This window comes from Citrobacter koseri ATCC BAA-895, assembly GCF_000018045.1.
Classification (GTDB): domain Bacteria; phylum Pseudomonadota; class Gammaproteobacteria; order Enterobacterales; family Enterobacteriaceae; genus Citrobacter_B; species Citrobacter_B koseri.
Genome location: NC_009792.1, coordinates 1,495,233 through 1,518,074, shown reverse-complemented (window position 1 = coordinate 1,518,074; position 22,842 = coordinate 1,495,233). Strand labels below are relative to the sequence as shown.

General features: G+C 53.1%; 22 protein-coding genes. 14 read left to right on the top strand and 8 right to left on the bottom strand.

Going from position 1 to position 22,842, the window contains the following annotated elements:
• Positions 1–57: 57 nt before the first annotated feature.
• Positions 58–1,236 carry a serine hydrolase domain-containing protein gene (locus CKO_RS06710; RefSeq protein WP_012132439.1) on the top strand — a complete coding sequence of 393 codons (1,179 nt, stop codon included), beginning with the start codon at positions 58–60 and terminating at the stop codon, positions 1,234–1,236.
• Between the two features lie 182 nt (positions 1,237–1,418).
• Positions 1,419–2,309, top strand: a complete 891-nt coding sequence (locus CKO_RS06705; protein ID WP_024130343.1) for a diguanylate cyclase — start codon at positions 1,419–1,421, stop codon at positions 2,307–2,309.
• 332 nt (positions 2,310–2,641) lie between these two features.
• Here CKO_RS06705 and mgtS read toward each other — a convergent pair whose 3' ends face one another.
• Positions 2,642–2,737 (bottom strand): protein MgtS, encoded by a 96-nt coding sequence (mgtS, locus tag CKO_RS23270; RefSeq protein ID WP_000901367.1) that lies wholly within the window; start codon positions 2,735–2,737, stop codon positions 2,642–2,644.
• Between the two features lie 329 nt (positions 2,738–3,066).
• Between mgtS and CKO_RS06690 the strand changes: the two genes are divergently transcribed.
• The 6 genes from CKO_RS06690 (at position 3,067) to urtE (ending at position 9,902) form a co-directional block, all read left to right on the top strand.
• Positions 3,067–4,170: a cobalamin-independent methionine synthase II family protein gene (locus tag CKO_RS06690; protein WP_012132436.1), complete on the top strand. Its 1,104-nt coding sequence runs from the start codon at positions 3,067–3,069 to the stop codon at positions 4,168–4,170.
• Between the two features lie 263 nt (positions 4,171–4,433).
• Positions 4,434–5,705 (top strand): urea ABC transporter substrate-binding protein, encoded by a 1,272-nt coding sequence (urtA, locus tag CKO_RS06685; protein WP_012132435.1) that lies wholly within the window; start codon positions 4,434–4,436, stop codon positions 5,703–5,705.
• A gap of 44 nt (positions 5,706–5,749) precedes the next feature.
• Positions 5,750–7,324, top strand: a complete 1,575-nt coding sequence (gene urtB / locus CKO_RS06680) for an urea ABC transporter permease subunit UrtB (protein WP_012132434.1) — start codon at positions 5,750–5,752, stop codon at positions 7,322–7,324.
• Positions 7,324–8,397: an urea ABC transporter permease subunit UrtC gene (gene urtC, locus CKO_RS06675; protein WP_012132433.1), complete on the top strand. Its 1,074-nt coding sequence runs from the start codon at positions 7,324–7,326 to the stop codon at positions 8,395–8,397. Before urtB ends, urtC begins: the two co-directional genes overlap by 1 nt.
• A complete protein-coding gene (gene urtD / locus CKO_RS06670; protein ID WP_024130341.1) occupies positions 8,397–9,194 on the top strand; it encodes an urea ABC transporter ATP-binding protein UrtD in 798 nt (265 codons plus the stop codon). Before urtC ends, urtD begins: the two co-directional genes overlap by 1 nt.
• Before the next feature lie 9 nt (positions 9,195–9,203).
• On the top strand, positions 9,204–9,902 hold the full coding sequence (gene urtE, locus CKO_RS06665) for an urea ABC transporter ATP-binding subunit UrtE (RefSeq protein WP_012132431.1): 699 nt from the start codon (positions 9,204–9,206) through the stop codon (positions 9,900–9,902).
• A gap of 46 nt (positions 9,903–9,948) precedes the next feature.
• Here urtE and ydeE read toward each other — a convergent pair whose 3' ends face one another.
• On the bottom strand, positions 9,949–11,136 hold the full coding sequence (gene ydeE / locus CKO_RS06660; protein ID WP_012132430.1) for an efflux MFS transporter YdeE: 1,188 nt from the start codon (positions 11,134–11,136) through the stop codon (positions 9,949–9,951).
• Positions 11,137–11,331: 195 nt separating this feature from the next.
• Between ydeE and eamA the strand changes: the two genes are divergently transcribed.
• Complete coding sequence (gene eamA, locus CKO_RS06655) at positions 11,332–12,231, top strand: O-acetylserine/cysteine exporter (RefSeq protein ID WP_012132428.1); 900 nt, start codon at positions 11,332–11,334, stop codon at positions 12,229–12,231.
• 32 nt (positions 12,232–12,263) lie between these two features.
• On the opposite strand, the gene marB is transcribed toward eamA, so the two are convergent.
• From marB to marR, 3 genes are read right to left on the bottom strand one after another with little or no spacing between them, the layout of a single operon-like run.
• On the bottom strand, positions 12,264–12,482 hold the full coding sequence (marB, locus tag CKO_RS06650) for a multiple antibiotic resistance protein MarB (RefSeq protein WP_024130340.1): 219 nt from the start codon (positions 12,480–12,482) through the stop codon (positions 12,264–12,266).
• A gap of 30 nt (positions 12,483–12,512) precedes the next feature.
• On the bottom strand, positions 12,513–12,896 hold the full coding sequence (gene marA, locus CKO_RS06645; RefSeq protein ID WP_024130339.1) for an MDR efflux pump AcrAB transcriptional activator MarA: 384 nt from the start codon (positions 12,894–12,896) through the stop codon (positions 12,513–12,515).
• 18 nt (positions 12,897–12,914) lie between these two features.
• On the bottom strand, positions 12,915–13,349 hold the full coding sequence (marR, locus tag CKO_RS06640) for a multiple antibiotic resistance transcriptional regulator MarR (RefSeq protein WP_012132424.1): 435 nt from the start codon (positions 13,347–13,349) through the stop codon (positions 12,915–12,917).
• Between the two features lie 250 nt (positions 13,350–13,599).
• Between marR and CKO_RS06635 the strand changes: the two genes are divergently transcribed.
• Positions 13,600–14,265 (top strand): MarC family NAAT transporter, encoded by a 666-nt coding sequence (locus CKO_RS06635; RefSeq protein WP_012132423.1) that lies wholly within the window; start codon positions 13,600–13,602, stop codon positions 14,263–14,265.
• Positions 14,266–14,923: 658 nt separating this feature from the next.
• Here CKO_RS06635 and CKO_RS06630 read toward each other — a convergent pair.
• From CKO_RS06630 to ptrR, 3 genes are all read right to left on the bottom strand, one after another.
• The gene (locus CKO_RS06630; RefSeq protein WP_012132421.1) at positions 14,924–16,117 is read right to left on the bottom strand and encodes a sugar transporter; all 1,194 of its coding nucleotides are present in this window, start codon (positions 16,115–16,117) and stop codon (positions 14,924–14,926) included.
• Positions 16,118–16,281: 164 nt separating this feature from the next.
• The gene (locus CKO_RS06625; RefSeq protein ID WP_024130338.1) at positions 16,282–17,226 is read right to left on the bottom strand and encodes an L-lactate dehydrogenase; all 945 of its coding nucleotides are present in this window, start codon (positions 17,224–17,226) and stop codon (positions 16,282–16,284) included.
• An 81-nt stretch (positions 17,227–17,307) separates the two neighbouring features.
• Positions 17,308–18,174, bottom strand: a complete 867-nt coding sequence (ptrR, locus tag CKO_RS06620) for a putrescine utilization regulator PtrR (RefSeq protein WP_012132419.1) — start codon at positions 18,172–18,174, stop codon at positions 17,308–17,310.
• A 104-nt stretch (positions 18,175–18,278) separates the two neighbouring features.
• Here ptrR and sad point away from each other — a divergent pair, with 104 nt between their 5' ends.
• From sad to CKO_RS06600, 4 genes are all read left to right on the top strand, one after another.
• Positions 18,279–19,667: a succinate-semialdehyde dehydrogenase gene (gene sad / locus CKO_RS06615; RefSeq protein WP_012132418.1), complete on the top strand. Its 1,389-nt coding sequence runs from the start codon at positions 18,279–18,281 to the stop codon at positions 19,665–19,667.
• Between the two features lie 102 nt (positions 19,668–19,769).
• The gene (locus CKO_RS06610; RefSeq protein ID WP_012132417.1) at positions 19,770–21,359 is read left to right on the top strand and encodes a methyl-accepting chemotaxis protein; all 1,590 of its coding nucleotides are present in this window, start codon (positions 19,770–19,772) and stop codon (positions 21,357–21,359) included.
• 63 nt (positions 21,360–21,422) lie between these two features.
• Positions 21,423–22,349, top strand: coding sequence for a glutaminase B (glsB, locus tag CKO_RS06605; RefSeq protein ID WP_024130337.1), 927 nt, complete (start codon positions 21,423–21,425; stop codon positions 22,347–22,349).
• On the top strand, positions 22,349–22,708 hold the full coding sequence (locus CKO_RS06600; protein ID WP_012132415.1) for a DUF4186 domain-containing protein: 360 nt from the start codon (positions 22,349–22,351) through the stop codon (positions 22,706–22,708). The genes glsB and CKO_RS06600 overlap by 1 nt, the downstream gene beginning before the upstream one ends.
• Positions 22,709–22,842: the final 134 nt, after the last annotated feature.

Here is a 22,842-nt window from a genome sequence, read left to right as displayed (position 1 = left end):
TTTCTCTTTGTTTGAGAAAAAACCTGTTGTGTCTGTGAATCAGAACTGATGCGAACAATGAAAATTAAACACCAGATGCTCTGCGTATCCTTATTTGCGCTCATCGGGTGTGGCAACAGTACGCTTTCACAGCTGGATATGCCTGCGCAAAAAAGCGCGCAAGTTGTGGTGGGATACTACGGGCGCGGTATTGATCCGATGATTCGGCAATATATGCGGGAAAAAGAGGTGACTGGCGTCGTTGTTGCTGTTATTCAGAATAATGGCCCGGCAGAATTTCACAGTTACGGGATAACCGATGATAAAAATCGTTATCCCATCACGCCAGATACGCTGTTCGCTTTAGGCTCGCTGAGTAAAGGCGTGACGGCAGAAGTGACGACGATGCTGGTGGATGAAGGTGTGTTTAACTGGACGGATACACTGGAAACGTTGCTTCCACAGAATACGCCTTTAAGCCCTGACGCCAAAAATATTACGCTCCTCCAGTTGGTGACTCACACTTCCGGTTTGCCCCGGCAGCCTATGGATTTGCTGACGCTGGAAAACTTAATGCGCTATTTCAGTAACGGTGAGAACTTTTATACGCAGCTGGACAGCGACGCCGTGCTGGGTTATCTCAGTGATTTTACTGCGCCGGACGCGCGCGTTCCGCAGTATTCCAACATCGGCTACGCCATCCTGGGGTATATTTTGCAGCGCAGAACGGGAGAGCCGATCCAGGCGCTGGCGCAACGCATGATATTTGAACCACTGGCGATGACAAACAGCAGTTATACGCCCACCTTATTGAAGGCATACCCGCGAAGAGCGCTGGGCCATGCTGGCGATCAGCCTAAGCTCATTACCCGTGGTCATCTGACGCCAGACTGGGTTTTTAACAAAAATATGATGGGGGCGGCCAGTTTATACAGTAGCGCCCGCGATCTGGCTAATTATGCCCGCGCGCATTTTACATCCACAACCGTTTCGGCCATCGATCAGGCTTTTGCTGAAGCCACACAGACTTATTATTATCGACAGAAAGAAGCAGCGAATATTGCGTGGGTGAGTGATGAGTTTTCTGCGCAAAAGATCACCTATCAGGTCGGATATATTGGTGGGTATTCCAGCTATATTGGGTTTGATAAAAGAAATCGCAACGCGGTAGTGGTTTTGCAAAATAGTTTCAACTGGAGTAATTATATCGGTCAGACGATCCTGACTCGCCTGGCGCAGCAGGGGAAGGGCGATTAAAGATGTTAAGTGCATTGCAAATATTCCAGGATTATTCACTTTTTTCCTTTATTACCACTTTAAAATCATAGCGTTATAGATTCTCCATTTCCTGGTTCGGCCTTCTATTAATAAATTGACATAAATTTGCTTTTGTACCGCTAGACTACGGTACATCAAGGATGTATGCCCAAGGAGCGGCAATGATTAAAAAAACGATAGAAATCGATACCATCTTGTTAGATCTGAACCAGTCTATTGATGCCCACTATCAGTGGCTGGTGAAAATGTTTCGTTGCACAGTGTCTGGCGATGTCAATCAACCCGATATTTTCGATATCAACTCTCACTGTCTGTGTCAGTTCAGCCAATGGCTAAATAATCATCCGGTACACGAACCTGAAGAAAAGGGCTTTGTTATCAAGATTATTATTGCTCATGAACACATGCACACACGAGGTCGGGAATTACTGCGGGCGATCGCGGAGAAACGTTCGGAAGATCACCATTTTGACCGTTTTCAGGAAGCGTTATTAGCATTTACCTCGGCGGTGATGGACTACAAAATATATCTGCTCAATATTCGCAGCAATATGGATATATTAACCGGATTACCCGGGCGCAGAGTCCTTGATGAATCTTTCGATCGTCAGCTTATTGATGCACAACCGCTTAATTTATATTTGCTGCTTTTTGATATTGACCGCTTTAAATTGGTCAATGACAACTATGGTCATCTGGTCGGTGATAGCGTGCTGCGCACCCTGGCGTCGAATTTATCCGTCTGGACGCGCTACGATGAAACGCCTTACCGCTATGGCGGGGAGGAGTTTGTGATTATCATCCGTACAAAAACGGATGAACAGGCCTGTCGGGCAGGGTTACGTATCTGCCAGCTAGTGGCGGATAATCCGATTAACTACCCTGACGGAGAACTTTCGATAACGGTAACTGCGGGCATTACCCAGGCGCAGCAGGGAGAGCCGCTGGATGTCGTCATCGGACGCGCAGACAGGGCAATGTACCGGGGTAAACAAACCGGAAGGAATCGCTGCATGTTTATGGATAAAGATCAGCAAATCACGCGTGTGTAGCATGAGCCGAACGGCACGCTCTTTACATAACCGGTTATTCACTGACATAAGTGTGCAAAGGGATGGAAGCGCGAAACGCCGGTTTTGCTGGTTTAGTTCTATGTTGTTTAACCTTCATTGATATTGTCTGTGTCAGGATGGTAAACGATCCGTTATCTGCGCAGGGAATTGCCTGATAACGCATAAGGTAAAAACACAAATCTATCCATGCAAGCATTCACCGCTGGTTTATCCGGCGGTTTTTTTTGTCTGTCTGCCGGGCGGGTAAAAAAATGGCCCCTTGTGCAGTTACGCTACAAGGGGCCTTGTCGGTGAGGAGCTATCTCCGTTCATTAATCATCCCATTTATGACTGAAATACGCGGCCAGAAAACCAGAAAATAAAATAATTCCCAGAACGGCCATGAAAACGTTCATATTACCCAGCATATAATGCCTCCTTTTATTTGTGTGTTTCCTCTCTTACCTTAATTCACCTCATGAGCACCCATAGTAGCAGATTAAATCTAAACAAATGCTGAATTAGGTGATTATTTCAACGTTAACGTCAGGATTTTTCCGGCATGGGATTTCAGACTATGAAAAAGCGTCACAAAACGATGAGGCAATGTGAATTTATTTCAAGGGTGATGAATTTTTCTCGGTTGTCAGTGAGCAGGTTGCATGTCATTTTTAGACGCATAGCCATCCAGAAGTCTAAACTTCAAATAATAAATTATCACGTCAGGCAACTAATGCCGGGTGAATGAGGAGATCACATGCAAAAACAACAGGCCCCGTTTCGCGCAGACATCGTCGGCAGTTTTTTACGCCCGGACACGATCAAACAAGCTCGTTTGCAATTTGCATGCGGTGAGATAACGGCGCAACAATTGCGCGCGGTAGAAGATGACGCTATCCGCACCGTTGTGGAGCAGCAGTGTGCCTGCGGGCTGCATGTCGTCACGGATGGCGAGTTTCGCCGCGCCTGGTGGCATTTTGATTTCTTTGATGGACTGCAAGGCGTTGAACGCTATGACGCTGAGAAGGGGATCCAGTTTAATGGCGTGCAGACAAAAGCGCACGGCGTGCGCGTTACCGGAAAACTGGGGTTTGGCGATCACCCTATGCTGGAAGACTTCCGCTATCTGAAAAGCATTAGCGGTGCAGCCGAGCCCAAAATGACCATTCCATCCCCCAGCGTGCTGCATTTCCGTGGCGGGCGCAAAGATATCGATGCTACCGTTTATCCGCATCTGGACGCTTATTTTGATGATTTGGCTACCACCTGGCGCGATGCGATTCATGCTTTTTATGAAGCTGGCTGTCGTTATCTGCAATTGGATGACACCGTCTGGGCTTACTTGTGCTCCGACCAGCAACGTCAGCAGATTCGTGAGCGGGGTGACGATCCTGACGAGCTGGCGCAGATTTATGCCCGCGTGATTAACCGTGCGCTGGAGGATAAACCAGCCGATCTGACGGTCGGGCTGCATGTTTGCAGGGGAAATTTCCGTTCGACGTGGATCTCTGAAGGGGGCTATGAACCGGTGGCGGAAGTGTTGTTCGGCACGGTGAACGTTGATGCGTTTTTCCTGGAATATGATAACGATCGCTCCGGTGATTTCGCGCCGCTGCGCTTTGTTCGGCCCGGACGTCAGCAGGTGGTTCTGGGTCTGGTGACCACGAAAAACGGCGAGCTGGAAAACCCGGAAGGGGTGAAAGCCCGCTTGCAGGAGGCAGAGCGCTATGTCGCAAAAGAGCAGATCTGCCTTAGCCCACAGTGTGGATTTGCCTCCACGGAAGAGGGGAATACGCTGACGGAAGCCCAGCAATGGGGCAAAGTACGCCTCATCACCGAAATCGCCAGTCAGGTCTGGTAAGTTGCCTCTCTTTGTTACACAGCGTTGCACATTCGTAATGCAACGCTGTTTCATTCTGGATCATTTTCCTCGTTGTATTTCCCGCCTTGTGGTTTCCGATTTTCTTTTTTCAGCCCTGTTGCCGGTTAATAAATTGATATTTATAGACATTTAAAAATCTGGCATCGATTTTGCCTTATCACTTCTGAACATCCTTAATTTGCACCATTTGCCCGTCCGGTTGCACCGGGACTTCCAGCAAGCTTAATTTCAGGAGTGAAACTATGCAGCGTCGTACATTATTAAAAGCCTTTGCACTGTCCGCCTCGGTGGTTGCGATGGGGCTGAGCTTTAGCGTTCAGGCGGCCGATACGATTAAGGTCGGCATCATGCATTCGCTATCCGGCACGATGGCCATTTCGGAAACCCCGCTTAAAGATATGGCGTTGATGACGATTGATGAGATCAATGCTAAAGGCGGCGTGCTGGGCAAAAAGCTGGAACCGGTGGTGGTTGACCCGGCCTCAAACTGGCCGTTGTTTGCAGAGAAAGCGCGTCAGCTGCTGAGCCAGGATAAAGTCGCGGTCGTGTTTGGCTGCTGGACGTCGGTATCGCGTAAATCGGTGTTGCCGGTATTTGAAGAGTTAAACGGGCTGCTGTTTTACCCTGTGCAATACGAAGGGGAAGAGTTATCGCCGAATGTTTTCTATACCGGCGCAGCGCCAAATCAGCAGGCTATTCCGGCTGTCGAATATCTGATGAGTGAAGACGGCGGCAGCGCGAAACGCTTTTTCCTGCTGGGAACCGATTATGTCTACCCTCGTACCACCAATAAGATCCTTCGCGCCTGGCTGCATGCCAAAGGCGTCGAGGATAAAGATATTGAAGAGGTGTATACCCCGTTCGGACACAGCGATTACCAGACTATTGTCGCCAATATCAAAAAATTCTCTGCGGGCGGTAAAACGGCGGTGGTCTCCACCATTAACGGCGACTCAAATGTTCCGTTCTACAAAGAGCTGGCGAATCAGGGGATAAAAGCGACAGACGTGCCGGTCGTGGCATTCTCGGTCGGTGAAGAGGAGTTGCGCGGTATCGATACCAGACCGCTGGTGGGCAACCTGGCGGCGTGGAACTATTTTGAATCTGTCGACAACCCCACTAACCAGAAATTCGTTGCGGATTACCGGGCATACGCCAAAGCGCATAAGCTGCCGAATGCCGACACCGTCGTGACCAACGATCCGATGGAAGCGACCTATGTGGGCCTGCATATGTGGGCGCAGGCAGTAGAAAAAGCCGGTACGACCGACGTCGATAAAGTCCGCGAGGCGATGGCGGGGCAATCCTTCGCTGCGCCGTCTGGCTTTACCCTGACGATGGACGCCACCAACCACCATCTGCATAAACCCGTCATGATTGGCGAAATTGAAGATAACGGCCAGTTCAATGTGGTATGGCAAACCGACGAACCGGTTCGCGCCCAGCCCTGGAGCCCGTTTATCGCCGGTAACGATAAAAAATCAGACCAGCCTGTTAAAACCGCCAGCAACTGATCTTTTGCCCTCCTGCGGGAGGGCACATTCTGGAGAACACTTTCATGAAAGCCATGCGCTTTATTCGGGGTGTGTTGCTAATGACGTGGCTGGTGCCGTGGATCGTGCAGGCAACCGATGCCGATGTATTTGTTGGCGCCAGCCGGGCGCAACAGGCGACGTTATTAGAACAATGGGCCATCACGCCTGAGGCGCAGCGTTTGCCTTTGTTGAACGCATTAGCGCGTGAGAATGTGCTGACTGATAGCGCAAAGCACGCTTTCATTCGGCAGGGTACGCAGGTTCTGCCGCTCGGCGCTGTCGCCGCGCCCGATGGCGAACTGAAAAAAGTTCGTCTGACTAACCGTCTGCGAAACCTGGTCAGCGGGGCGTTAGCCACGCATCAACTATTAAGTGACAATGTCACGGAAAGAGCCGCTGCCGCCAGCCTGTTACAGCGGGAGGCCACGCCCGCGATGCTGCCGCTTTTACAGCAGCGGCTGGCGCAGGAAACGGAAAGCGAAGTGACATCACGTCTGGAGATTGCGCTGGCTAACCTGCAACTGGTGAGTCCTTCCGCTGACGTCCGGCGTCAGGCGATTGTCTTACTGGGGCAGTCGGGCGACCCGGAAACGCAATCACGCCTGCAACCCTTTACGGATGCTGAACATGAACCGGATGCGCGTGTTCGCGAGGCCGCGACAGAAAGCCTGAACGCAATCGCGCAGCGGATGGTGATTGGCGATCTCCTGGGGCAGGCATTTATGGGGCTGTCGCTGGGATCGATTCTGCTGCTGGCGGCCCTGGGGCTGGCGATCACCTATGGATTACTGGGCGTAATCAATATGGCGCACGGTGAAATGCTGATGCTTGGCGCGTACAGCACATGGATGGTTCAGCAGTTTATGGGGCAGTTCATGCCACAGTGGCTGGCGTTTTATCCCGTTGTGGCGTTGCCGGTTGCCTTCCTGATCGCCGCCGGAACTGGAATGGCGCTGGAGCGCGGCATTATTCGCCATCTTTATGGTCGTCCTCTCGAAACGCTGCTGGCGACCTGGGGGATTAGTCTGATGCTGATCCAACTGGTACGCATGACCTTTGGCGCGCAAAACCTGGAGGTTGCCAACCCTGCGTGGCTTTCTGGCGGGGTGCAGGTCTATGCCAACCTGACGTTGCCCTGGAACCGTATCGTGGTGCTGGGGTTCGCCATGCTGGTGCTGTTTTTCACCTGGCTATTGCTGAATAAAACCCGCCTCGGGATGCGCGTTCGCGCGGTAACGCAGAACCGCAGTATGGCGGCGTGTTGCGGCGTGCCGACGGGGCGCGTGGACATGCTGGCGTTTGGCCTCGGCTCGGGGATCGCCGGATTGGGCGGCGTGGCCTTGTCGCAACTGGGCAACGTCGGGCCGGAACTGGGTCAGGGATACATTATTGATTCATTTTTAGTGGTGGTGCTCGGTGGCGTCGGACAACTGGCGGGGAGCGTGGCCGCCGCATTTGGGTTGGGTATCTTCAATAAGATTCTGGAACCGCAAATGGGCGCGGTGCTGGGCAAAATCGTCATTCTGATTGCGATCGTTCTGTTTATCCAGAAACGGCCTCAGGGATTGTTTGCGCTGAAAGGGAGGGTTATTGATTAATGACCATGCCAATGACATTAACACTGGCGCGTAGAGCGCCGCGTACTGTCCAGGTTTTTGGCCTCTGCCTGCTGGCGGCGCTGCTGATTCTGCCTTTTCTGGCGCTGCTGCCTGCGGATCACCCGCTGGCTGTCCCGGTCTGGGTGTTAACGCTGGCCGGGAAGATCCTCTGTTACGCCATTGTCGCTGTGGCGCTGGATCTGGTGTGGGGGTATGCCGGAATGCTGTCGCTGGGGCACGGTATTTTCTTCGCGCTGGGCGGGTATGCGATGGGAATGTATCTGATGCGTCAGGCCTCTGGCGACGGACTTCCCGCGTTTATGTCTTTCCTCTCCTGGAGTGAATTACCGTGGTTCTGGTGGGGAACGCAGCACTTCGCCTGGGCGATGCTGCTGGTTGTGCTGGTTCCGGGGCTGCTGGCGCTGGTGTTCGGCTATTTTGCCTTCCGCTCAAAAATCAAAGGCGTCTATTTTTCCATTATGACCCAGGCGCTGACGTTCGCAGGCATGCTGCTGTTTTTCCGTAACGAAACCGGGTTTGGCGGCAATAACGGGTTTACGGGGTTTACCACGTTGCTGGGCTTTCCTGTTGCGGCGACCTCCACGCGCGTTGCGCTGTTTCTCGCGACCGTCATATTACTGGTGCTGGCGTTGTGGCTGGGGTATCTCCTTGCGCGCAGTAAGTTTGGCCGCGTTCTGACCGCCGTGCGCGATGCGGAAAATCGCCTGATGTTTTGTGGGTACGATCCGCGTGGCTTCAAACTGCTGGTATGGACGCTCTCCGCTGTTCTGTGCGGTCTGGCGGGCGCTCTGTACGTTCCTCAGGTCGGCATCATTAACCCCAGCGAAATGTCGCCGACCAACTCTATTGAAGCGGCCATCTGGGTCGCGCTGGGCGGGCGCGGCACCTTAATTGGCCCGGTGTTTGGCGCAGTGCTGGTGAACGGCGCTAAAAGTCTGTTTACGGTGATTATGCCGGAGTACTGGCAGCTGTTTCTCGGCCTGATCTTTATTGGCGTTACGCTGTTTTTACCGCGCGGCGTCATTGGTCTGTTTCGCAAAGGAGAAAAATGATGCAACCGGATGACGGACTTTTTACCCGCCAGTTGCCGGGGGATCGTTTTCGCGATCAAACAGACCCGGTTCTGCAACTGGAAGGGATCAACGTCAATTTTGACGGCTTCCAGGCGCTGACGGATTTAACCCTGAACATTGGCGTTGGGGAATTGCGCTGCGTTATTGGCCCTAATGGCGCCGGAAAAACCACCTTAATGGATGTGATTACCGGTAAAACCCGGCCGCAAAGCGGACGCGCGATTTACGATCAGTCCACGGACTTAACTTCGCTCGATCCTATCGCGATTGCCCGCCAGGGCATTGGGCGTAAATTTCAGAAACCGACCGTGTTTGAGGCCCTGACGGTGGAGGAGAATCTGGAACTGGCGATGAAAGAGGATAAATCCGTCTGGGCCACGTTAAGAGCGCGCCTCTCGGGCGAGCAGCGGGATCGCATTGACGAGATGCTCGGGCTATTGCGCCTGGGCGCGGAGCGTGGGCGTCGCGCCGGGCTGCTTTCGCACGGACAAAAGCAGTTTCTGGAAATCGGTATGCTGCTGGTACAGGAGCCGCATCTGCTGCTACTGGATGAACCTGCGGCGGGGATGACGGACGCGGAAACGGAGTATACCGCTGAGCTGTTTCGCACTCTGGCGGGGAAACACTCGCTGATGGTGGTGGAGCATGACATGGGGTTTGTCGAAACCATTGCCGACCATGTTACCGTTTTGCATCAGGGACGCGTGCTGGCGGAAGGGAGCCTGCGCGACGTCCAGGCCAATGAACAGGTTATTGAAGTTTACCTCGGGCGATAGGGAGGACGGATGTTACAGGTGAATGAACTGAATCAATATTACGGCGGCAGTCATATCCTGCGCGGGGTAAGTTTTGAGGCCCGCATTGGCGAAGTAACCTGTTTGCTTGGGCGTAACGGCGTGGGAAAAACCACCTTACTGAAGTGTCTGATGGGGTTAATCCCGGCACGCACCGGCAATGTGATCTGGCAGGGGAAGAACATCACCCAGCGTAAACCGCATCAGCGCGTGCGGGCTGGTGTCGCCTATGTGCCGCAAGGGCGGGAGATTTTTCCTCGCCTGACGGTAGAAGAAAACCTGCTGTTGGGGCTGTCGCGTTTTTCCGCCCGCGATGCAAAACAGGTGCCGGATGATATTTACGCGCTTTTCCCGGTGCTTAAAGAGATGAAGCACCGGCGAGGGGGCGATCTTTCTGGGGGGCAACAGCAGCAGCTGGCAATTGGCCGGGCGCTGGCCTGCCGTCCTCAGCTGTTAATTCTGGATGAACCGACCGAAGGGATACAGCCGTCGGTGATCAAAGAGATTGGGCAGGTGATTTCACATCTGGCGCGTCAGGGGGATATGGCGATTTTGCTGGTGGAGCAGTTCTATGATTTTGCCGCCCAACTGGCGGATCACTACTTACTGATGTCGCGGGGAAGCATTATTCAGAGCGGCAGGGGCGAGAATATGGAAGCGGAGGGCGTTCGCGGGCTGGTCGCGATCTGAGTTCCGGGACTGCACCGGACGTTATCCGGCACAGTCTGGCGTGCCGTCAGCACATTGCGGGCTGCCCCCAGGGTCTGGCCCGCATCCCTTTTAGCATCAGCGCCCAGGCAAGAATAATCGCAACGATCAGCACCGCAAACAGGGACCAGGCGGGCAAAGTGGTGAGGATCACGCCGCTGACCAGCGGGTTGACCGCCGCGCCGAGCCAGCCAAGCGACTGCGCTGAGAAGTAGCTTGCTTTCATCCCCGCCGGAGCAATGTTATCGATCAGCATATATTCGCCCGGGGCGTAAATAACCTCGCCAATGGTAAATACGGCGGCAGAGAGCCCCCAGAGCAGCAGGCTGTTTCCTGAAATCATAAAACCAACCAGCCCAGCCACGAAACAGATTGTGCCGGCCGCCATCGAGGGTCTGATATTTGCGGTCGTTAACCGACGGCCTACGGCATATTGCAGACTAACAACAATCGCCGCGTTGACGGGGAGTACGACAGCCACCACTTTTTCGGCAAAATTACCGTTCGCGACGACCATGACATACTGGGAAATACATGAGGCGAACGCGCCGCTGACAAATGACGCCAGGAAGGCCGACAGGGTAAACCAGAGCAGGGCTTTATCGCGTAACAGCACCGATGGCGACCAGACTGACGCCGTTGTTCCTTCAACGGGCGTCTCTGCGCGCTTCACCCAGGTCTGGATAAACACCAGCGGGAAAGCAGAGCAAATGGCTGCAAGCCAGAACGGCAGGTTGATGCTTTGCATGACCAGCAGGGTGCCAAGCGGCGGCCCGACGGTCCAGCCAATATTGAGCACGGTATAGTTGAGGGAAAATATTTTGCTCCTGGTTGTGGCGGAAAGATTGTCGGCAAACCAGGCTTTCAACACGGTGGCAAAGACGGAGTAGGCGCAGTTTATCAGGGCGAAAAGCAGCACCACCAGCGTGACGCTGTGTACCAGGGGGATGGCGATAAAGCCCAGCAAGAACGCCGAAATTGCCAGAAGCATATAGCGCTTTTTATCGAACTTATCCGCGAGGATGCCGAAACCCAGGCTGAAAATCACGCCGATGGTTAACGCTACCGTCATGGCATAGCCGATCAGATCGACGCTCAGATCGTACTGGCGGTTAAGATAGATCGTCATGAACGGAAGCGTGGCGCCGCGCCCAATGGTCAATAACAGTGATGAGGCGAGTAAAGCGAGGGTGGAGCGTCTCAGCGTTGTGTTCATTTTCCTGCCCGACAATGCGTTTCATTATATTTATTGGTGATTTAAAGCAATAGCACGGCAAAAGTGTGATGTATACCCGGGATGTTGTTCGAAAGTGCTCGTCCCGCCCTACCTGAATTAATGATCTGTTCCGGGGCGATGATTTCCGTTAACTTAACTTGTTTACAAAAATTTAATATTTGCAGGGGCCGTGGTATGTCGCGTAAAGACGGGTTATTGGCGTTACTGGTCGTGGTGGTGTGGGGGCTTAACTTTGTCGTCATCAAAGTCGGGCTGCACAATATGCCGCCGCTGATGCTGGCGGGATTACGTTTTTTGTTGGTCGCGTTTCCGGCCATCTTCTTCGTTGCGCGTCCGAAAATCCCGCTGCCGCTGTTACTCGGCTACGGCCTGACCATCAGTTTTGGTCAATTCGCGTTTCTCTTTTGTGCGATTAAATTCGGAATGCCTGCCGGGCTGGCGTCACTGGTGCTACAGGCGCAGGCGTTTTTTACCATCGTACTGGGCGCGTTTGCGTTCGGCGAGCGCTTGCAGGGCAAACAGGTGGCCGGTATCGCGCTGGCGGTGTTTGGCGTTCTGCTGCTGATAGAAGCCAGCCTCAATGGGCAACATATTGCGATGCTCGGGTTTATGTTAACGCTGGCGGCGGCGTTCTGCTGGGCGTGCGGGAATATTTTCAATAAGAAGATCATGCAACATGCCACTCGCCCGGCGGTGATGTCGCTGGTGGTCTGGAGTGCGCTGATCCCGATTATTCCCTTCTTTCTGGCCTCTTTGATTCTGGACGGTTCTGCGCAGATAGTTCAGAGCCTGATCGCGATTGATATGACGACGATTTTATCGCTGGTGTATCTGGCGTTTGTCGCCACGATTGTCGGTTACGGGATCTGGGGAACGTTGCTCGGACGCTATGAAACCTGGCGTGTGGCGCCGCTGTCTTTGCTGGTGCCGGTTGTGGGGTTGGCCAGCGCGGCCGTGTTGCTTAATGAGACGCTTACCGGGTTACAGTTTCTTGGCGCGGTGCTGATTATGGCGGGTTTGTACATCAACGTGTTTGGTTTTCGGCTGCGCAAAGCGGCGCAGGTAAGGGGATAAAAAAAGCCCCGCAGTGGCGGGGCAAAAACGAATTACAGGCTGTGTCCGTTGTAATACGGTACGCCTAATTCGTCGGATTTATCGCTTCCCGCACCCATATGATTGAAATCGAATGGCGACTGATCATGCGCAGACGGCATGACCATCGCATCGCGATCATTTTGTGTTCCAGGTTGTGCGGTTTGCTCCGCAATGCTTTGGCCAGAGACGACAAGCAGCACAGCCAGCATTGCGGAAGACAGAGATTTCATGATTTCCTCGATTACGTCATTAACAGGCGATTAGCAATTACAATGGTTGAGTGGATGCAAATACCGGGATTCGCCATGCATATTGGTAATACGGTACTTATGCGGTGGAACGTCGAAATAGTTTTTAAATGTCCGGGTCAGCGTCTGCTGTGACTCAAAGCCATAACGTTCCGCCAGGTACAGGATCGGCTCGTTACTTTCTTTTAATTTCTGGGCTATTTCAGTCATTTTGCGACTGCGGATGTACTGGCCTAATGAGTGACCGGTCTCTTTTTTAAACATCCGTTGCAGGTGCCATTTGGAGTAACCTGAACGCTCTGACACTTTTTCCAGTGAGAGCGGCGATTCCAGGTTATCTTCGATCCAGTCCAAAATGCTATGAATGGTAATAGCGTCAGTATTGCGTCTGGACATCGTCATACCTCTTTCTGTTTACGGCAGGATTTTCTTAAGCAAAAGCTCAAGTGTTGCCACTTCATCCGCCGTTAAGTTTTTTGTTAGTTCCTGGTGCAGGTCTTGTCCTACTAACTGATGACATTGCTCACAAATTGCCGCGCCGTGTTCGGTGAGCTTCACCAGCACGCCGCGTTTGTCATGTGGATTTGGCAGTCTTTCGATCCAGCCTTTACAGACCAGCCGATCAAGCATGCGCGTCAATGCGCCGAGATCGACAGACAGCACTTTCTTCAGCTCGACCGGGGTAATGCATACCGCGCAACGGATAGAACAGAGCACCTTAAACTGCGATGCGGTGATATCCAGCGGCGACAGATAGTCGTTCAACAGACGATCTTTTTTCTGATTGACCATGTAGATCAAGCGACCCAGCGGGATGATTTCGTTGAATAGGTCACTGGTGCTTTTCACAATGGTTGCCCCGGCAAGTAGTTAGTCACGGCAGATACTATTGCCCAGGCAAATATAAGTCAATCGAATGAATAAGGGGATGCCACGATTTGCTAAAACGCGTCAGTGCAGGGGCTGCATCACGGGGTAATTTATTAATAATAATTACTGGTTATGCTTATTCGGCATAATGAATGCTTAATGGCGAAACGCCGCGTTTTCCCTTTATACTTGCCGCTTACAACGAGCTTGATGGGGAAGAGATGGCATTATGATGGATTTGTTTAAAGCGATAGGGCTTGGGCTGGTTGTCCTGCTGCCTTTGGCGAACCCGCTAACCACGGTGGCGTTGTTTTTAGGCCTGGCCGGTAATATGAACAGCGCGGAGCGTAACCGTCAGTCGCTGATGGCCTCCGTGTATGTGTTCGCCATCATGATGGTTGCGTATTACGCCGGTCAACTGGTGATGAACACCTTTGGAATTTCCATCCCCGGTTTGCGCATTGCGGGTGGGCTGATTGTCGCCTTTATCGGCTTTCGGATGTTGTTCCCGCAGCAGAAGGCGCACGAATCGCCGGAGGCGAAAAGCAAGTCAGAAGAGCTGGAGGATGAGCCTTCCGCCAATATTGCTTTTGTTCCGCTGGCGATGCCGAGCACCGCTGGGCCGGGGACGATCGCGATGATCATCAGTTCGGCCTCTACCGTACGTCACGGCGTCGATTTTCCCGGCTGGGTTATTCTGGTGGCGCCACCGCTTATTTTTCTGGCGGTGTCAGTGATTCTGTGGGGTTCTCTGCGCAGCTCAGGGGCGATTATGCGCCTGGTCGGCAAGGGGGGAATTGAAGCTATTTCCCGCCTGATGGGCTTCTTACTGGTCTGTATGGGCGTGCAGTTTATCATTAACGGCGTGCTGGAAATTATTAAGACTTACCATTAAGTGACATGTGTTGCCCTGAAAAAATAAAAACCACCGTTGGTAGCGGTGGTTTTTATTTTTGAAGCCAGTCATTAATTAAGGAAAGGCTTCAGCACTTATAAAAAGTGCGATAAACCAAACTTAACACGCGCATTATCTTACGCCACATCAGGCCATCATACAAATCTAACCGTTAATGATTACATCGCTAAGCCGTCTTATATTCGGTGCTGAATTATTTATGTTTTTATATACACCCTGTGAATTAATGTATAAAAATCATTGTGTTGATGCGTTTTTCGGGGAAGGTTATACTGCGCAGGTGTGTTGATTATCGTTTTACTGGCTTTTGCTCCTGTGCAAAAAAAGTTTCTAAGTCCTGGCTTACGGGGTGGTACCTGCGAGCGCCTGGGCCAGGAATGCGATAAACCAAACTTAACACACTTGATCTTCGGTGGACGGGCAAGGAGAGGCTAAGCCGGAGTAATCGCATTCCTCTTTAAGAGGAAGAAAGCGTGGTGAATATCTTAAGCACGATTATTGTGGTTCTTGAGTTCATCGTTGCATCATTGCAACTGATCTTATCGTTCATTAAGTAACATTGATAAGAAACGAGTAAAGGGCCAGAACTTACCTGCTCTGGCCCTTTATAAAAAAGTCATTTTATTGGGGTTTTACTTCAATGCTGCGGCTGCTCTTCCAGCGAAACAGGCCAGCGGCGAAAGATAATGATCGACCACACCAGCGCCGCCAGGGCTGGCACTGCGCCGACGTAGCCAATAGTGGACATCGACCAGTGTAAACTCACCTGATTCCCCACCAATGCGCCAGCGCCAATGCCAATATTAAAAATGCCTGAGAACAGCGCCATTGCCACATCGGTGGCGTCCGGCGCCAGTGCCAGGACTTTCACCTGCATCCCCAGGCCTATCACCATAATGGCGATGCCCCAGAAAATACTCAGCACGGCAAGATGGCTTTCGCTGTCTGCTGCGGGCAGCAGGAGCATCAGGCAAATCACCAGCAGCATAATGGCAATGCTGATAAGCGGCGAGGCGTACTGATTACCCAGTTTGCCGAATACCACGCTGCCGATAATCCCGGCGCCGCCGAGGATCAGCAGTAATACCGTGGCAAAGTTTGCGCTCAGACCCGCCACCGTTTGTACAAACGGTTCAATATAGCTGTATGCCGTATAGTGTGCGGTGACCACTACGACCGTCAGTAAATAAATACTCATTAGCGCCGGGCGACGGAACAGCAGCGGCAGACTTTTTAGTGACCCAGAATGTTCGCTGGGCAATTTCGGCAGCAGTTTGATCAGGCATACCAGCGTGATTAACGCCCCTATACCAATGGCGAAGAACGTTGTTCGCCAGCCGAAGTATTGACCAACGATACGCCCGATAGGCAGCCCCAGAACCATCGCCAGCGCGGTTCCGGTGGCGATCAGACTCAGTGCCTGCGCACGTTTGCCTGGCGGCGCAAGGCGAATGGCCAGCGAAGCGGTAATAGACCAGAAGACGGCGTGTGCAAACGCGATCCCGATGCGGCTGATTACCAGCACGGTAAAATTCCATGCCAGGAAGGAGAGCACATGGCTGGCAATGAAGAGAACAAACAGGCAGATTAGCAGCTTACGCCGCTCAACCTGGCTGGTCAGCAACATAAAGGGCAACGACATCAGCGCCACAACCCAGGCATAGATCGTCAGCATAATCCCGACCTGTGCGGTCGGCATAGCAAAGCTCCGGGCGATGTCCGACAGTAAGCCAACAGGGACAAACTCTGTGGTATTGAAAATAAAAGCGGCAATAGCAAGCGTAACTACCCGTAGCCACGCGACCTTGCGGGAAACAGTGTTTGTTGTCATAAGAGTAAATCGGGTTAGTTGCGAAAAGGCGAGGTCACGATCTTAAAACGTTTGCTGGCGAAAATACAATCATTTTGTGATGTATGTCTCATTATCGTTGATGAGCCGATTGATGAAACAAACGAAATGGCGTCCGGGTATGGAAATCATCCCGGACACCGTATTCAGGGGAGTTTTGCGATATTCGCTTTGATGACTTCGGCAGAGTATCTGAATTTCGCCAGCTCATCATCGGCTAACTGTAATTCGATAATTTGTTGAACACCGCTTTGAGTCAGCACCGCCGGTACGCCGATGGCGACGCCGTCAACGCCGTATTCCCCCTCCAGTACGCAGGAGATGGCCAGCGCCCGATGGCTTCCGGTGAAGACGTTCCGGCAAATTTCCGCAATGGTTCCGGCAATACCATATTCAGTGCAGCCTTTGCGGTTATAGATTTCAAACCCATGTTTGCGCACTTTTTCCGCCATCGCCTCGACGTCCAGGATTTTACCCGTACGACGTTGATAAACGTCCGCAATCGGAGAACCGTAGACGGAGGAGTGGGACCAGACCGGGAATTGCGTATCGCCATGCTCTCCCAGAATAAAGGCATCGATGCTTTGCGCGCCGATATCCAGTTCCTGCGCCAGCGCGCGCCGTAAACGGGTGGTGTCCAGCCAGACGCCAGTGCCGATTACCTGGCTGCGCGGCAGGCCTGATAGCGTCCATACCTGCCAGGTAATGATATCGCAAGGATTGGTGGCGATAAGAAAGATGCCGTTAAAGCCGCCATCCATCATTTCCGGCACGATCTTTTGGACGATCCGCGCGGTGTTGTTCAGCTCATCAAGCCGTGTTTGCCCTGGTTTTAATGCGCCGCCGGAAACGGTAATCACGGCGATATCGACATCGGCGCATTCATGCGCCTCCCGGGTGGAAATGGTCATCATCCCCGGCATGTAGGCCGCTGCATCAGCGAGATCCAAAGCATGGCCTTCCGAACGATCTCTGTTTAAATCGACCAGAATCAGCTCTTCACAAATATTCTGATTGAGCAGAGCGTAAGCTGCTGATGCGCCAACATTACCTGCCCCAATGATCATCACTTTACGCGCTTTGGTGTTCATGACTGTTCCATATCCGTTTTCGTCTTGCGCAGTATAAAACGCTTCTCCCGGCAGGCGTAGCCCCAAACCCATAGGATAATGCTATGGCTGCGAGGACGGATTCAGCAGGGCGATAAACGTGTCCAGTTGACGGGTCATTGCTCCGCGACGCCACACAAGCCAGGTGTCCAGCCATCGCCACTCTTCGCTCAACGGCCAGGCTTCAACCTGATGATGCCCGGGCATACTTTCCAGCATGGTACGAGGGATCAGCGCGATGCCCGCTCCGGCGATAACGCACGCCAGCATGCCGTGGTACGACTCCATTTCATGAATGGTGCCGGGCATCGCGCGATCGGCATGAAACCAGCTTTCAAAGTGACGGCGATAAGAGCAGTTTGCGCGAAAGGCGTAGATATTGCTGCCATTCACGTCTTTTGCCCGCCGTACGGGGGAATGCCCATGAGGGGCGACAATCATCATCTCTTCACGGTATACCGGCATACCTTCAAGACCCGGATGAGTAATCGGGCCATCAACAAACGCTGCGTTAAGTCTGCCTTCCAGAACGCCTTCGAGCATTGTCCCGGAAGGCCCGGTAGAGAGGGCGAACTGGATTTTGGGGTAACGCTGATTGTACCCGGCAAGCGTGGCCGGGATGCGTACCGCTGCGGTGCTTTCCAGCGCGCCGAGTGAAAACAGTCCCTGAGGTTCATCACCGGCGACCACCATTCGCGCTTCATCAACCAGCGCCAGGATCTGCTGGCTGTAGCGCAGAAAGTTATGTCCGGCGGGAGAAAGGCGCAGCCGCTGACTTTCACGAATAAACAGATCCACGCCAAGATCGGCCTCAAGCTGGCGGATTCGCGTAGTGAGGTTCGACGGGACGCGATGCACCTTCGCCGCCGCCTGCGTAATACTGCCGGTTTCGGCCACGGCATTGAACATTTCCAGCTGAGTCAGATCCATAGTTTTCTCTTTTTGTGAACGCAGTGCTTAATATTATTCATTTTTCAGAAAGAGTAAATGCGCCCATTATGCAGGCATATCCCGCAACGTAGAGAGACAAACCGATGACGATGACACCTGCTACACATGCGATTTCCGTGGACCCGACAACCGGTGAAACACTGGCGATGATGCCGTGGGCCAGCGCTGATGATATTGAAAATGCACTCACTCTGGCTGCCCGTGGATTTGAGGAATGGAAACGCACGACGGTGGCGTACCGGGCGCAGAAACTTCGCGATATCGGGCAAGCGCTGCGTAATCATACAGACGAGATGGCGCACAGTATTTCCCGTGAGATGGGAAAACCGATCCGGCAGGCGCGCGCCGAGGTGGCGAAATCTGCGGCGCTCTGTGACTGGTATGCAGAACATGGCCCCGCGATGCTTAACCCGGAACCGACGCTGGTGGAAAATCAGCAGGCGGTGATTGCATATCGTCCGCTGGGGACAATACTGGCGGTCATGCCGTGGAACTTTCCGCTCTGGCAGGTATTACGCGGGGCGATTCCCATCCTGCTGGCGGGTAACGGCTATTTACTAAAACATGCGCCGAATGTGATCGGTTGCGCTGAACGTATTGCGCAGATCTTCGCCGATGCCGATATTCCGGCGGGCGTTTATGGCTGGGTAAATGCCAGTAACGACGGCGTTAGCCAGATGATTAACGATCCCCGTATTGCCGCCGTGACGGTAACGGGCAGCGTGCGTGCCGGGGCCGCGATTGGTGCGCAGGCCGGGGCTGCGCTGAAAAAATGCGTGCTTGAACTGGGCGGTTCCGATCCGTTTATCGTTCTTAACGATGCCGACCTGGATCTGGCTGTTAAAGCCGCTGTCGCCGGTCGCTATCAAAATACCGGGCAGGTATGCGCGGCGGCGAAGCGCTTTATTGTTGAAGAGGGGATTGCCGGGGAATTTACTGAACGGTTTGTTGCCGCCGCCAGCGCACTGAAAATGGGCGATCCGCTGGCGGAAGAGAACGATCTCGGTCCTATGGCGCGTTTTGATCTACGGGATGAGCTGCATCAGCAAGTGGAGGCATCAATAGCAGAAGGCGCGCGTTTATTACTGGGCGGTGAAAAGCTCGCCGGGGAAGGCAACTATTATGCCATTACGGTTCTGGGCGATGTGACGCCTGAGATGACGGCGTTTCGTCAGGAGTTGTTTGGGCCCGTGGCGGCGATTACCGTGGCGAAGAACGCCGAACATGCCTTGCAACTGGCTAATGACAGCGACTTTGGGTTGTCGGCGACGCTGTTCACTGCGCGTGATGCACTGGCTCAGGAGATGGCATCGCGCCTGGAATGTGGCGGGGTGTTTATCAATGGATACAGCGCCAGCGATCCGCGTGTGGCATTTGGCGGCGTGAAGAAAAGCGGCTTTGGTCGCGAGCTCTCCCATTTTGGCCTGCATGAGTTTTGCAACGTACAAACTGTCTGGAAAAACCGTCTGTGATCATTCTGGCGTCTTCTTGAGGCGCCATGTCACATTACTGCAATAGTTCTGTCATTTTCTCTCCGTACACTCGCGCATAACGCATTGATACAGAAGAATATCATGAACTTAACGCAAATTTTTCGAGGCTTAATTCGTCGTTTCACTCCCCGCCAGTTTGGTCTGTTAACGGGAATATTTTGCATTATCGCGCTGTTTTCTATTTTGCAGGTTGCGTCATCCCTGATGCTGTCGTTTTCCGTGCGAGACGCTCAGCGTAACGAACAACGCAACCAGCAGGCACTGCTGCAACAAACGAAGGTGGATGAGGCGAGGGTAGCGCTGTTGTCCGCAAGCGATCTGCTGAACCGGGCGGGCGTTTACTTTATGCAGGATGCCGCAACGGGATCAGAAGGCAGCTGGCGCCCGTTGATGGATGAAGCTCAGCAGGCGCTGGTACAGTCAAAAACGGCCTGGGATGCCTGGCTTGCAATGGCCCCTCATAAAGACGACGGCCTGATTGAGAGTTATCAGCGTTTTTATAGCGGTATTCAGGAACAGGCGGATGGTTTGAGCCAGACTAACGCCATCGACGCGTTCTTTGCTGTTCCTGTTCAGGCGTTTCAGACAGATTTCAATGAAAACTATGCTCGCTTTCAGCAAGAGAGCGGGCGTCAGACAGAGGGTGGCAGGCAGCAGCTGATTGCCAGCCTGGAAGGGTTGCAGCACCTCTTTTTGTTCATCCCGTTTGTGCTGGTGGTGATTGCCCTGCTGGTCTGGAGCGGCATGTCTCGTTGGGTTATTTCTCCGCTGCGCCGCCTGATCGCCCATATTAATATTCTGGCCGCAGGCGATCTGTCCGAACCGATGCCGAAGGTGAGCGGGTTTAACCGCGAGGTCGCGCAACTCAGTTCACGCATTGATGCGATGCAACAGGGGCTGAGGCAGCTGGTGCAGCAGGTGAGCGATGCCACCACCGCAATGGTCGGCAACATCGATCAGCTTGCGCAGAGCAACAAACAGCTTTATCAGCAATCGGCGAAACAGAGCGAAGAGTTAAGTAGTGTCACCTCGCATATCTCGTTTCTGGAAACACATGTCGAGGACAATAGCGGCTTTGCCAGACTGGCTAATCAACGTGCAGCCGAGGCGCGTCAGGTAGCGGCTGGCGGCGATCGTATGATGGAGACCGTTAACCGTTCGATGCAGGCGATTGTTGAGCGATCGTCAGAAATGCGCGGGATCATCTCTCTGATTGACAGCGTCGCGTTCCAGACCAATATCCTGGCGCTGAACGCGGCTATCGAAGCGGCCCATGCCGGAGAACAAGGTCGCGGATTTGCCGTGGTGGCAAAAGAAGTGGGGCTGCTGGCCCGTAAAAGCAGTCAGTCCACGCAGAACATACAGGAACTTATCCACCACTCCTTGCAGGGAATCGAGGAGGGTTCACATGCGGTTAATCGGCTGGAAGAGAATTTACAGCAGGTGATTTCGTTAGTAGACAATCTGGGCATACTGTTGAATGACATCTCTGGCGCCACGTTAAGCCAGGGGGACAGCATCCACCAGATGACGGGGCAGCTACAGGCGCTTAACCGTGCGGCGCAAGAGACCAGCAGCCTGGTGAATACCGCATCGGCATCATCGCTGCAACTGCATCATGAATCTCATCAGCTTCTGAACGCGGTGGCGCGATTTCGTCTTTCTGCCTGACGCCGCACATTCAGCTCTGTTATACTCGCAGGCCTTTTCAGACCTGCGAGCAAGGAGCACATTGTGGCCAGGGCCATGGACAATTCAATTTTAGAGACCATCCTTCAGCAGGTGCGCCCGTTGATTGGACAGGGGAAAGTGGCTGATTACATCCCTGCGCTGGCTTCTGTCGATGGGTCAAAACTGGGGATCGCCATTTGCACCGTTGACGGGCAATACTATCAGGCTGGCGATGCGCAGGAACGCTTCTCAATACAATCCATATCAAAGGTGCTGAGTCTGGTGGTGGCGATGCGTCACTACCCGGAAGAGGAAATCTGGCAACGTGTCGGAAAAGATCCCTCCGGGTCGCCATTCAATTCCTTGGTGCAGCTGGAACTGGAGCAAGGGATACCGCGTAACCCCTTCATTAATGCCGGCGCGCTGGTGGTTTGCGATATGCTGCAAGGGCGACTGAGCGCGCCGCGCCAGCGTATGCTGGAAGTGGTTCGGGCGCTTAGCGGCGTGTCGGATATTGCGTATGACGTCACGGTTGCCCGTTCTGAATTTGAGCACTCCGCACGCAATGCCGCTATTGCCTGGCTGATGAAGTCATTTGGTAATTTCCAGCATGATGTCACTACCGTTTTGCAAAATTACTTTCACTACTGCGCGTTGAAAATGAGCTGTGCGGAACTGGCGCGTACATTTGTTTTTCTGGCCAGACAGGGGCAGGCGTTTCACCTTGATGAACCGGTTGTCACGTCGATGCAGGCCCGACAAATCAACGCGCTGATGGCGACCAGTGGAATGTACCAAAACGCAGGCGAATTTGCCTGGCGAGTAGGATTACCTGCCAAGTCAGGCGTTGGCGGCGGGATTGTGGCGATTGTCCCGCATGAAATGGCGATTGCGGTATGGAGCCCTGAACTGGACCCGGCGGGCAACTCCCTGGCGGGTATTGCGGTACTCGAACAACTCACCCAACAATTAGGTCGTTCGGTTTACTGATGAACGCGCTTGATCCACTTTTTTCTCGCCTGTCACGTTCGCCATTTCGCACGCGGTTTCGTCTTGGCGCAAAAGAAAGGCAGTATTGCTGGGATAAAGGCGCGCAGGTTATTGATCAACATGCCGCCGAGTTTATTGCTAAGCGGCTGGCCCCGGCTTTTCCGCGCAACGATGGTAAACAAACGCCGATGCGCGGCCACCCCGTATTTATTGCCCAACACGCGACGGCGACCTGCTGCCGTGGTTGTCTGGCGAAATGGCACAACATTCCCCAGGGAGAACCGCTGAGTGAAGAACAGCAGCAGTATGTTGTTGCCGTCATTCACCACTGGCTGGTTATCCAGATGAATCAGCCGTAAATCTCCGCGTCGTGAGAGATGTTAAAGCATAAAACAGTTTTGATTAATCGTGACTACTTGATCAAAACAGGGTTTCAATATCATAAAGTTTGCTAACCTGTTCTACCAATTCAAACAGGTTGTATGACTAATTA